Raw genomic sequence first — 13,947 nt, 5'->3', positions numbered from 1 at the left:
GCTCTCCCCCCTCATTAGTCTGACTATATTCAAAAGATAGTCTTCATGATATAAAAAAGTAATTATTTCAACATTTTTATTTTTACAGCTTCCCTTGAATGACAAATCCACTCTCCGTCTCTCCATTCCAGCCAAACATCAAAAGGCTTTCCCTCACCAAGAGTAACTTCCAAACCGTCCATACTGAACGAGTATCCGTTTCCTATGTACAATGAAACAAGTCGTCCTTTCTCCATGGTTGCAACACAATAGGTGCCCATAAACCGGATGCCCATATACTTCGCTTCTGTTTTTTCATTCACCGAATGAATGATATGGTCCATTTTGTCTTTCTTGAAATATTCGACCGACAACTTGGCTACACCTTTTTGTTTTGGAGTCTTACTTGTATAGACCGAACGAATTTGGCTTTTTGCTCCGTTGCCGTATGGTTCATACACTGTTATAAAAGGATGGTCCCAAGCTTCACTTTTTTGCCTTATCAGTAATGCCGGTACAGGAAGCGTACGTAAAGACGGTTCATAATAACGATGATTGAACAAAGAGTTCAGTTGATAAACGGTCCTTCCTTTACCTGTCGGCACAAACATCCTCATATGAGTATCATCTATACCCAAATGATAGTCTACATAAAAGTTGTCAGGATTCTCGCAGCTACCCAATGTAGTGAAATAAGAATATCCTTTACCGGACAACGAATCCAAGGGAGAGGCAGACATCGGCATCGGTTGCCCCGACGAAAGGAAGAATTCGGAGCCGGTACCCATGTTATGATAAATATAGTCATGGTAACGGTCTTCCCCATCTGTCACGTCCGACCGGAATATGTCTACATAATAGCCAGTGTGTGGCGAAGTACGGATAATAGAAAGCATACGGCGTTGTTCCGCCTTGATTTCCGAAGTATGGAAATGATTTACCGCATCTACATACTGGTGGTAGGGAGATACCTCGTAGTCAGGAGTTTTTCCATCAATGACGACAGGTTCGGCATGTACAATTTCCAGATTCTGCGGCATGTTATTGTCCGCACCTTTTCCATTCGGACTCACGGTATTGTGTCCAGCTACGTTAATTTTATATTCATGTGTGTCCGCCCCCCAATAATCCTGACCTACACCTTGATCTGGTGCCAAAATATGTCCACGCCCATACAACTCCATGTTCATGCCATTAGGTTGCCTGTGCCCGGTATCCTTGCCAAATCCCATCAAAGTAAAAGCCAAAGCATCCTTCGGGTCGGGTGCATCATTGCGACCGAATACTAAAGAGTATGTTTCGGAATAGGATGTACGCGCCAATTGAGGAGCACTATCAGTACGAGGGATTTCGGGCAAATAGAAAAACAACGCATAATAAAATTCATTGTGCAAGTTCCGTTGTGGGGCATATTTCATCCATTCTGCACATTTTCTTTCTTGCAAACTATCTTTCTTATCGTGCCAGTATGCCATCATAAGTTCCAGTTGTTCGGTATTCATGGTAGCATATGTAGCATCACCAAAGTTAGTAACATAACCATTGGGAAATAACATTTGTGTCATTGAACTCGAGGCTTTGCTCAGCAAAGGATCTTTGGACAAAAAATCAAGACCATTTTTATAATAAATGAAGCCGAAACGCACCAATTGCCCAATAGAGCCTTGTCCGTATCCGCCCGGAGCTTCAGGCCACAATCCGGTAGTAGGACTGATGTTGGCACGCAGCACATCGAGATAAGCCCCATGATGTTCCGTGGTAGGACCGTAAACCAATTTGTTTACATAATAAGCACGCCCCTTGCCATCCTGATAAGTGAAATCCTCGTCAAGCGCCAAGGCATAAAGCATGGCAGATTGCTGTTCATTCATGTTCCAGTTGCCTTTCAGTCCTCCTCCACGGTTCAGTTTGTTTTCTATCAAACGCTTGAACATCTTCTCGAAACAACCTAAAGCCCATTCTTTTCCTTCGGGATGAGGAGGTGCCCATATCTCACCATCAATGCCTTTGACAAATTGTTCCGAATCAAAATACTCTTGCCGCAAATAATCGTAAATCATGTCGTATGCCAATGGAAGAGTAGCGAAATGGCGGGTATCACCTAAAGTCTCGAAAGAAAGGTAGCCATTGAGACTTCCCTCTTTATGATTTTGTTCCCAACCCGAATTAAGTTGTTCTTGTTGTGCTGCCCCACGAACAAAATTCCACAAGATGTCGGCAGCCAATTTGGCATATTTCCTATTTTCCGTCAAGTAATATAAGATAGACGATTTCCAAGCCAACTGAATGAAAGCCCGGTTCACGGTTTCCGTTCCAAGTCCGGTCTTGGTGAACGGGACGGTATCATACGGAGTTTCGTTGCCCAAATCCGATAATTCATTGTTAGATGATTCAGTCAGCTTCACAATGCCAAGATTCATACTGGCAGGTTTGGTCAGCGAACCATCCCCGTAAGGAATAATTTTGTCCAGTGGAGCCAAAGGCACGGAGTTGCTGGCGGCACGTCCGTAGGTCACTCTAACTGTAGGATATTTGGCATTACCTTCCCTGCGGGTGACATAATTTCCTTCGGTATAGAAATGCGTATAGCGTTTTCCTGGTTCCCAATGCATCTGCATACGAGAAACCACGTATCCAGGATTATCCTGGTGCATAGCAATGATTGGATCCACATCGGCTTTCAGCGCCTCATAAATGTCTCTTGCCCAGTTCACCGATTCTATTTTCGCCAGAATAGCTTGTTTGTCGTCCATCGTAACAAATACGCGAGGATGCATATTCGTGCGAAAGTCTTTTTCGCTAATGGTCGACTGTGCAAATGCTATCCACACATCCAACAACAGGAAGATGGAAAAAAGATAAAAATATTTATTCCTTATATGAACCATGGTATTTCTTTTTCGATTAAAATCACACTTTACCATTATTATATATTATTGTTGATAACGTAAAAAAACAAAGAGCGCATCATTTCGTCTGTGACTCCGGATGCGCTCTCCCATCTTTAAAATATATGAGATCTAATACTTAAACAGTTATCCTTCATGCTTATCACTTACCCGGCTTCACAATATCAAATGCTCCGGCAGGATTACCCTCAAGGGCTTTGAGGTCATCAAAACGGATAGTCATATCTACCTTATTAGTCACATACAATCCGAATTTACAACCCAAAGCATCATAAGTTCCGTTATAACCAACACACTCAGAATTATTTCCAGTATCGTCCAAAGTATCATCATCAATCCAATGCGCAAAACCAAAATTGCAATTACCGGAATCGTATGCAGGTGAACCCTCGACCATATTATCGCCTATCCATGCTTTCAGATGGCCTTTGTTGTTCCGACCGGCCTTGAAATAAACCACCACCGAGTACCATTTATTAGTTTCGAGTTTGCCAACGATTCCTACTACCGGATCAATCAGAGCATGACGATGCGAAAGTTTCAAAATTCCCTGATCAATGGAAAGATGCCCCGCCCAACTGTTTTTACACCCTTGACCGAAAATTTGCGCAATGATGATGCCACTCTCGTTCATAGGGAACTTGCCTTCGGGCAAATAAACCTTAAAACCATACCATCCTTCGGTTGTCGTTTTGAAATTACAAGTCACTTCGGCCCCTCGACGCATACGACGGTCATCCTCCAAAAGAGCTTTATAGTTGTAATAAAATTCCAAATATTTATCTACAATCTTAATATAATTGGGTTCCCAAGCCCATGCGTCTGTAAAAGGAAGATAGGATGTACCCGAATTGAAATCATGTTTATAAATTACATAATCCGCACCTGGTTTACTCCCATTTACTGGTGTTTGATTTTGATCAGCAGATAAAGTCAATCCAATTTCACCGACGTTTCCAACCCAAGTTGTTCCCACTTGCAGGAATGTGATTTTCAGATAATAGGTTTTGCCTTCTTCAAGATAGAATGCTCCCCATTGGTCTTTCCAATTGGTTGCCCATGAGCCGGTATTCTTCATTGCATGGGTCAAAGTCTCGTTCAATGCAGCTGTTTTCAAAGTATTCAGGTTATCACCGATATTAACGTTCAGCGAACTTCCATCTTTCGTCGTTCCTGTCATCAGATATACGTCGAACAATCCGGTTGCAGGAGCGTCAAACTGATATATGACATGAGCACCATCCTTAGTACTTCCAATACCACCTTCTTCAATGGTTATTGTTCCGCTTGTTTCTAAATAGTTGATGAGCGGTAAATTCAAATCTCCAACTAACGGCAATTCGGGACCACTAATCTTTTGATAACCATTAAAATCAATAGTAATAGCACCACCTTTTGCATCCGTAGGTACTGTTACGGTAACTGAAGTCGCTGTTAAAGCATCAGCAGTGGCCTTGGTAATTCCCTCTTCGGCACAGAATTCAACAATAACATCCTGAGCAGTAACCCCTTTATCAATGAAATATTGGAAATTCTTTCCATTTATTGTAATCTGCGAACCAGGAAAAGTGGGACTCGGATTGATTGAAGTAATCTCGGCACCAGGAACACAAATAAATTCATCGGTTGTTTCTGTATGATTCTTCCATACCCACAGAGTAATGTTACCAGTAATTCCCTTCTGCGGTACTCGTACTTTAATCTCATTATCCGACCAGCTTTCATAGTCAGTAGCCTCGACACCTCCGAAATACACACGTCCCACACGCTCTGTACGTTCTGTTCCAAAATTAGCTCCCTTTATCGTCACCACACTAGTTGGAAGACCTTCGCTTGGAGAAAACTCGGAGATTACAGGAACTGGATATTTATTCAATCCATTTTTTTCATCATCTGAACATGCAGTTCCTATGAAAGTGCTCGAAAATAACAGAACACAAATCATTATAGAATTAAATAGCTTTTTCATATTCATCTTTTATTAATTACATTCATTACCACTGCGGATTCTGCAATAACTGCGGATTCAACTTTATCTCATCTGTAGGAATAGGTTGCAAATAATTCTTCTTTGAAAATTTTCTATTGACCTTCTTTTCTACAATCACACACCCTGGCTTGGTTGGAGTATACGCAGGATCTTCATAAGTAATAGTTTCTTGTTCTATATTATCAGCAGTCCAAACACTTGATTTAAAAACATCTTCGTTTGTTACAGGATTTTTCATTGTAACCAAATACGTATTAGTATCTTCATAGCTTATATAGACACCACATTTTTCTGTCCCAAAGACTTGTTCCGCAATTCCCCAACGACATACATCCGCAATACGTAAGCCTTCAGCATACAACTCCAAAGCACGTTCACGACGGATCTCTCCTAAATAAGACATATCACATCCCAATGTTCTTGCTTTAGCTATCAAAGCAGCATTCAAAGGAGCCACTCCACCACGGGCACGAACTAAATTTAAAGACTTATCCAAATCCTCATCAGAAATAGTACCATTCCCCAACTCGCAAGTAGCTTCAGCATAAATTAAATATATTTCAGCCAAACGTATTAACATACAATCCATTGCTTCCTGACCAGCATCGGTTATGGTAGACAACTCCGAGCAAAATTTCCGTCCACGGGTTCCTGAAGTTGTATTAGTCGTCAAATTAGGACAATATTGATACTGATTGGCAGACAAAGAAGTTATATCTGTCATATAATCTGCACCAGTACCATATTTCCCCCATCCCCAAACATAATCCAATGTCTTAGGATGACAAGCTGTCAGCCGATAATCACGGTTCTCAAATTCCGTATTCATATCAATATATCCTTTAAATAAAGGAGATACATGAACTGGCAAACCATCAGTACACAAATACATATCAATTAACTTCCGTGTCATCTTAGCAGGCTCCGAATGCGTCAGATTCATATTGCTCTTCCTATTCGTATGATCATAGACAGCACGAAAAACTGCTTCTTTATTACTAGCCTTACTCAGCCCGGCAGGATTAGAATCACTACCTTCCAAGTTAAATAGATAAAAATAACTCTTATGTGCATACAAATCCGGATTAGCCGAATTGGGAACATTCTCTACCCCTAAAAACAATTCAAATGTCCCACTACTGATAATCTCATCGGAAAGTGTTTTGGCCATGGTTAAAAAATCGGTCACAGAAGGATATCCGTCGGGAATTACCGTCCCAGCACCATTCTTCACACCATCCCCATTGGTAGGATCAGCCGTACCTATACCATTATATTTCTCCCAAGTACCTTCATATAAACAAACACGTGCCTTAAAAGCTTTTGCAGCTTCAATTGTAACATGACCATCGTTTGAAGTCGAAGACACTGTCGTGTTTTTCAAGTTAAAAATGGCTGTGTCCAAATCATCCAAAATAGCTTTTACAACTTCATATCGAGATGCCCTCTTACCCCATACCACATCTGAAAAGACATCGGGAGTACTCATCATCAATGGTATTCCACCAAAACGTTGTAACAAAAAGAAATGATGCCATGCACGAAAGAAATGAGCTTGTCCAACCGGACCTGCTATTTCGTCAGGGCCAGAATAAGAGGCAGCCTTCTCTATTAATTGGTTACAGCCACGTAACCATTCATACGATTGAGAATAATAATCATCAGAAGTGCCGGCCGCATTTGTCCCATTCACTGCATCGTGAGAAACTGTAATCAAATCTGTCCCATAATCAAAACGAATGGCATAAGTGTTATTTGCACTACCTTTCTTTCCATTGGACTGCCATGCGTAAATATTAGTATGAAGATTATCAGCAGCAGCCTGAAATTGTTCCAAATTTTGAAAAAATATAGCTTCTGTTTCAGAATCCAGAGGCTTAAGATTCAAAAAGTCATCTATACAACTTGTAACAACCAATGAACCTAATAATAGGATGTATATAACTTTACCTGTTTTCATAATTTACATGCTTTTTAAAATGTGAGATCAATACCAAAAGAAATCGTACGTGCATAACAATCAATCTTGCCCTGTCCCGTTGAAGCCTGTGCTTCAGGGTCAAATTTATCATCTACATGTGTCAATTCAAACAGATTATCTGCCGATATATACAAGCGTAGATTTTCCACCCCTATTTTTTTCATCCATGTCTTAGGCAGCGTATACCCCAATGCCACATTCTTTAAACGAGCATACCAAACATTCATCACATTGATATCGTTATATTGACTATAATTCCAATCATTTACAGAACCATTAAATGACAGCAAAGGAAAACGAGCATCAGTATTTCCTTCTGTCCATGTATTATCAAGATAGGTCTTATTTTGATTCATCCACCAACTAACGAAAGGACCACGCATATTACCTTCGCGAATAAGATTCTGTTTACCAACTCCCTGAATGAATGCCGAAAAATCAAACCCTTTATATTTTACTCCCAAACTAATTCCAAACTGATAGTGTGGATTAGAGTCACCATAATAATAGAGGTCATCCGTAGTAATCGCTCCATTTTCATCCAAGTCGACTTTCCTCACGCATCCAGGACGTAACTGATTATTACTATTTTGAGTAGGAGCCAATGTACCTGTTCCATTAATCGTTCCATAATAAGCAGTGACTTCTTCTTCATTCTGCAAATACCCATTAGTCTTGAATACGTAAATTGAATTAATCGGTTTTCCTTCTACTATTTTATTTTTACCATAAGTGATAGCAGCTGCGCCTTCATAACTAGTTACTTTAGTATGCGCATCGGACAAACTTAATCCGACACTATAACTGAAATCTCTTCCTATCCGATCATTCCAATTCAACTGTAGTTCCCAACCATTAGCACGATAACCTCCGGAATTTGTTTTTGGAGCCGTTGCCCCCAATGTCTTAGGATAAGTGATATCAATCAACATATCATTATTCTTACGGATATAATATTCAAATGTACCGCTAAGACGATTATTAAGTACGGCAAAATCAACCGCAACGTTAGTAGTAGAGACACGTTCCCAGGTTCTATCTTCTGAAGTCATAGAAGAAATCCATGCCGTGTTCACTTTTGTACCGTCAAATCCGAATACTGTATTCCCTTTACTAATTGTTGAATAATAATCATATTGGCCAATACCTCCTTGTGAACCGGTTTCACCGTAAGAGCCACGCAACTTTAAATTATCAAATACATTCCAATTCTTTACAAACTCAAATTCAGAGAAACGTATGCCAGCTGAAAGACCATAAAAATTAGCCCAACGATTATTCTTTGAAAATCTGGAAGATCCATCACGACGGAACAAACCTTCTAACAGATAAATTCCCTTATAATCATAGTTCAATCGGCCAATCCAAGAAATCATTCCTACCTCATTTCTGCCTCCAGTAGCTTCAGCAGTAGTAACATCTCCTAAATTAATATCATCCAGTTCGTCATTGGCCATACCTTTACGATATTGGTAGTATTTCTCATATCCTGTTTTTTCACCGGTCAAACCCGCCATTAGTGATACGTTATGACTACCAAATGAACGATTATAATTCAACAAAGCATTGTAAGTTTGATAAAAGGTTTCTTCTAAAGTGTTTTTTACCCAGCAATCATCATCTGACGATTGATAATGAATAGAACCTGCCCCTTGGGAATAATCAGGATAACCGTCAATAGAGGTTGTTTCACCCGCCCTGTCATAAAGAGTAACATGAGTCTGACGCTCTATTTTTTTATGATGTCGGATACGAAAGTTGGCAGAAGTTTGTAAAGACAGTCCCTTTACATATTTATTGAGGTCTAAAGTCAGTTTACCTCCTAAACGCATGATTTCTTCCGTATTGTTATTACGTCCTCCTTCAACCATTTTAGCCACAAGATTATTATTCCCAAAAGTATCATAAAATTGCCCGTATTCATTATATATCGGGAATAAATACATATCTTGCAAACCATGTCCCACGCCTTGTTGAGGGCTACTGGTATTCCGTTTATCATAAGAGACATTGAACTCTGTCTTCACAATATCATTAATTTTATAATCAAGGTTCGTACGAAAATTATATTTTTTCTGTCCATCATACACCACGTCTATTAAAGACCGGTCATTAGCATATCCTAATGAAGTCATAACCTTCACTCTATCATTACCTCCCCTGACCATTACGTTATGTGATTGTCCCCATGTTGTTCCATAAACAGCATCAAACTGGTCAGCATAAGGGTCCAATACCCTATAAGCACCACTTACCATACCTTCAATATATTCACCATTTGCAAGGGAATGCCACGTTTCTTCCGACCAGCCTAACTTCCAACCGTACGTATGATCTGCACCATATTTATAGTCATTCTCCACAGCCATATTATGCATTTTTGCCCATTCTTGCCCATTAGCGACCGGATAACGTTTTCCTACAATATTAGCATGTACACTTCCCGAATAAGTGACTTTGATTTTTCCTTCTTGTCCACGCTTAGTTGTCACCAGCATAACACCACCGGCAGCTTTAGTACCATAAATTGCAGCGGCTGCATCTTTCAATACAGATATGCTTTCAACATCATTGGGATTAATTTGCGAAAGTTCCCATTCGTAAGCTTCTACCCCATCAATAATGATCATTGGTTTATTGGCATCATCATTCACAGAGATACCCCCACGTAATGTTATCGAAGTACCTTCATTTCCCGGACGAGAAGAAGTACGCGTTATTGTCAGCCCGGGAATGGTCCCCTGCAGTGCAGAAGCCACACTCTGCGTAGATTTTCCGGCAAGTACTTCATCTCCTTTTACTTGGGTAACAGACCCGGAAAGAGTCGCTTTCTTTTGAACTCCATACCCAACAACTACAATCTCATCCAGCATCTCGGAGTCTTCTCTCAAAACAATTTTCAGTGGCTTTCCTGTTATATTCACTTCTTGTGTTTGAAAACCCACATACGAAATGATCAACACCCCTTTAGAAACATTATTCAATGTAAAATTACCATCCATATCAGTAATTACTCCATTAGTCGTTCCCTTCACTGAAATACTAGCTCCAATAATCGGTTCACCCTTTTCATCTACTACTTGCCCCTTTACGAAACCAGATTGTAGAATAGCCAGAACATCTCTCACCTCCGAAAATACCAATTGAGGACTTCCGACCCATAACGTGGATGCCATCACCACAGAATATAAAACTCTTTTGGGTGAGAATCTAAGAAAATCATTTTCCATAAATTCCAATTTAAAATTAACACTATATAGTTTATTATCTCTTTTTATATACACTGTTGCAAATATGTACGCATCTCTTTCCTTGCCATAAATAAATGACATTCTACCGTTCGCTTCCCAACATTCAGACGAGTAGCAATTTCTACTGACGAAAGCCCTTTAAAGCGCGTCAAATAATAAATTTGTTTTCGTTGCCTCGGAAAGGTTGCCAATTTTTTCTTCTCCAATGAAGAAATGTCATTGGCCAAGACAATTTCTTCCGTTTCATTCGTACAAGCAGAAGAAGTCTCATCATAGAGATAGCTACTGATCTCTCTTGCTTTATAATAACGGCGAAGATAGTCAGTTACAATATTACGGGAAATGGTATAAATGAAATGTTTTACAGTATCCTCACAAAGTATTTGTTTATATTCCATCAGACGTACAAATACATCTTGTGCCAAATCTTCCGCATCACAACGATTGTTAATTCTATACGTTATAAAATCCACCACACGAGAATAATATTCAATGTACGAATCTACAATAATACTCTGGGATCTATCAGTTACATTCTCCATAATATAAACTTTGGGTTATGATTACGAATGCAAATATAAACTGTTGCTCCCATATAAAGGCATAAACTTGAAAGCGGTAGGTATCAATACAAGGAAGAAAGACTATAAACAGATAAATATCTATATATCAACAGTATAAACAGTTAAAAGCAAAGTCCCAAATCATTGTTTTGATACTCTGTCATGATCTTGCTTCTGAATATACTCTAATGGAGTACATCCCATTTGCTTTTTAAACAACCGGAAGAAAGAAGACTTTGAATTGAACCCACAAGATTCTGCAATAGACATTAATGTATATAAAGAAATATCCTCCTGTTTTTGCTTTTGAACAAAAGCTTCCACTCGATAATGAGCAACAAAATCGGAAAAGTTAGTATTCAATTTAAAAGAAAGACATTCTGATAAAGAAGAAATAGAACAGGATAACGCTGCGGCAATATCCGCACTCTTCAACTGTTTGTTCAAATATGGTTTTTCTGTTTCAAAATAATGAATGAGTTGTTCATACAGGCGATCCAACTTTTCCTGACTGGATCTTGGAGTTTTAGGTCTATACGCCGCCGTATTTAACAATTCATCGTCAGGATCCTGTTTCATTTCTACTATCGCCACTTTTCTCCGCCAATATTTCCATCCGATACCCAATAGCACAATTATGACAACTATAGCAGCAATACCATACGTAACATACCATGGATATTCTACAATAATTTCCAATTGAGTTTCATAATCAGAATTTCCTTGTCCACGAACTCTCAATAGATATTTCCCCGCCGGCAAATCAGTATAGGACAAACAGTTATTCTCAATATTATATTTCCATCTTTCATCAAACCCCTCCAGTATATATTGATAAGAATCCAATGCCCCTAGATAGGTATGCATGGAGAAACATAATTCCAAATTGTTCTGAAACGCAGGTAATACCATTGATTTTGCATAAGCCGGAGTTACAGGACCTTGTTCCTGATCTTCCAACAATTGTTGCCGCTTCCCTGCAACCTTAACAGAACTAATACGTGGCAAATCACACAATACAGCTTGTGACAACTGATAAGGATCACAAACAACCAATCCCATTTCATTAGCCCACCAATATCTATTTTGACTATCCTTACTAAATGAGCGGCATACCCCACTAGGTATCCCAGCTGATAAATCATACAACTGTTTCTTATTAGTCACCCGATTATAACGCAGAATCCCTTTCATTGTGGCAATCCACCACACATTCTGCTCATCTTCATAAACGCTATAAACTGTATTATGTGGCAAAATATTATCTTCTGAATAAATATCAATCTCCGATCCCCGCTCATTCAAAACAATCAGCCCCATCCGATCGGTACAAATGAACATCTTTCCATTCTTACTTCTGGATATATTATTAATCTGTGCTTTAGATATATTCTTCAATTTATCCTTTCCCTCAAAGGTATCCGTTATTTTATGAGTAACCTTATCCAATAAAAAAACACCTTCAGAAGTTCCTATCCATAAACGATTACGGGAGTCGAAACACAAAGACAAAGCAGAACATCCCGGATATTTATTAGTATCCAGCGGGTATATATCCGTTTGATTCGTATGCATATTATAATAAAGCACTTTTTCAGATGTAGCTAACCATATCCCCTCTTCATCTGACAAACAAGAATAAAACTGTGTTCCTTTATATACATTTTCTTCAGAGAAAATCCTGAAAGAATTCCTTTTCAAAGAATAAAGGACAAGCCCTTTTGTTGTACCAATCAAGTAATCGTCCCCACCGAATGGTTGAATAAATAAAATAGAATTAGAGAGTAATGCCGGATAATCTTGAGTGGTGAAAGTCTGAACACGTTTTTCCTTTTCAGAAACCAACAGTAATCCATTCCTTGTTCCTATTAATTTTATATCATCCGAGACAATGCAAAAAGAACGCACCTGACGATTGAATGTAGTAAAATCCGTGCCAGGAAGCCGATAAACATTAAAAGCATCATTTTCAATCTGCGAATAAGCGATTCCCCCGGAAAAAATACCCAGCCACAAAGTAGTTCCTTTCTTATACATAGAATAGAACTGGTTGGACCGGAGCCCGTTTTTCATATCATCAGCTACAATCGTATATTGCAACCGGTTCGTAGTACATGAGAGCACCTCTATCCCCCACGTTGTATTTACAAATAGTTGTCCGCCATCGATAATCAACGGATAGGTTCTTTTCTTATCCTCTATTGCGAACTCATTCATAAATCGGCGATTCTTCATATCAAATCGTAACATTGAATTGTATTCGGCAGAAATATAAAGAACGTTTTTATGCGAATTTAGAGAAGCCAGAAAAAACGGGTTGAATTTCAACGGCCAAGCATACCTCGTAACTTTCCCGGTCTTGGTATCTAGGTTTAACAATGCTTTTTCAGTAAGCAACCAATAGTCAGTAAGAGTATTCTCCAATATAGAGAACACTTGTCCTTCATCAGCAATCACATGTGTCAATATACCTTTGTCATAGACAAAAAGCCCATCAATAGCAGCTACATACACCTTTTCGTCTTTTCCCCAATGGATAGCACTAACCCTTTGAAGTTCCTTTTTCCCCTCACAAAGAATAGATTCCATCTTACGTGTTTTCAAGTTAATACGGGCAAGCCCATTCTCCATACCGACCCATAACCAATTTCCTTCCGTTTCTTCCAAAGATCGAACCTGCCTGTTTTCAAACTCTGAATAGATCTCCGTATTAATCCCGTCGTAACGGCACAAGCCTGTATGAGTACCAATCCATAGAAATCCATTATCATCTTGAAGCATCACATTAGCCGTGCTGTAAGGTAAACCATTCTCGGCTGTCAAACGGTTAAACTTCAAGTCTCTCGCCAACAGATATTGTGGATTAAGTATATTTAGCAATATAATAAATAATACAATGAGTATGTTTTTCATCCTTTTCACATTCTGTTCCCTGCAAATATACATTATTATTTCGTTCAAGAAGTATATAACATTGAAAAAATAAAGCCGGTTGTCAACAAGGGATGCTTCATATCAACCCTTATTGTCAACAAGAATCCATACAATGCAGGGAACATCGGTCAAGCTTCTTTCCTGATGTTCGTTTTTTAAGATTTTATAGAAAACCGATTGTTCTAAAAATGATAAATCAAAGAATAAACTGTATAAATCACCGCATTAATATGCATAAATAAAGAATTTTATTGCATAAGGTCAGAACAAATATGCACTTTTTGCACTCATAAAGCATCCGTTGGTTTAAAACAATCGATGTGTTCCTCGGTGCCGGTCA

General features: G+C 39.0%; 6 protein-coding genes. All 6 read right to left on the bottom strand.

All coding sequences use genetic code 11. From position 1 onward, the window contains the following. Window positions 1-62 precede the first annotated feature (62 nt). Window positions 63-2,867 carry a hypothetical protein gene (locus tag ACGHVY_RS02230; RefSeq protein ID WP_390596865.1) on the bottom strand — a complete coding sequence of 935 codons (2,805 nt, stop codon included), beginning with the start codon at window positions 2,865-2,867 and terminating at the stop codon, window positions 63-65. A gap of 163 nt (window positions 2,868-3,030) precedes the next feature. After that, window positions 3,031-4,764, bottom strand: coding sequence for an IPT/TIG domain-containing protein (locus tag ACGHVY_RS02225; protein ID WP_308744649.1), 1,734 nt, complete (start codon window positions 4,762-4,764; stop codon window positions 3,031-3,033). A gap of 118 nt (window positions 4,765-4,882) precedes the next feature. Then, on the bottom strand, window positions 4,883-6,838 hold the full coding sequence (locus ACGHVY_RS02220) for a RagB/SusD family nutrient uptake outer membrane protein (protein ID WP_390596863.1): 1,956 nt from the start codon (window positions 6,836-6,838) through the stop codon (window positions 4,883-4,885). 14 nt (window positions 6,839-6,852) lie between these two features. Continuing rightward, on the bottom strand, window positions 6,853-10,035 hold the full coding sequence (locus ACGHVY_RS02215; protein ID WP_390596861.1) for a SusC/RagA family TonB-linked outer membrane protein: 3,183 nt from the start codon (window positions 10,033-10,035) through the stop codon (window positions 6,853-6,855). A 98-nt stretch (window positions 10,036-10,133) separates the two neighbouring features. Then, a complete protein-coding gene (locus ACGHVY_RS02210; protein ID WP_390596860.1) occupies window positions 10,134-10,652 on the bottom strand; it encodes a sigma-70 family RNA polymerase sigma factor in 519 nt (172 codons plus the stop codon). 162 nt (window positions 10,653-10,814) lie between these two features. Next, a complete protein-coding gene (locus tag ACGHVY_RS02205; protein ID WP_390596859.1) occupies window positions 10,815-13,586 on the bottom strand; it encodes a two-component regulator propeller domain-containing protein in 2,772 nt (923 codons plus the stop codon). Window positions 13,587-13,947 lie beyond the last annotated feature (361 nt).

Source organism: Bacteroides sp. f07 (assembly GCF_042854785.1).
GTDB lineage: Bacteria > Bacteroidota > Bacteroidia > Bacteroidales > Bacteroidaceae > Bacteroides.
This window is presented reverse-complemented; position numbering and strand designations above follow the sequence as displayed.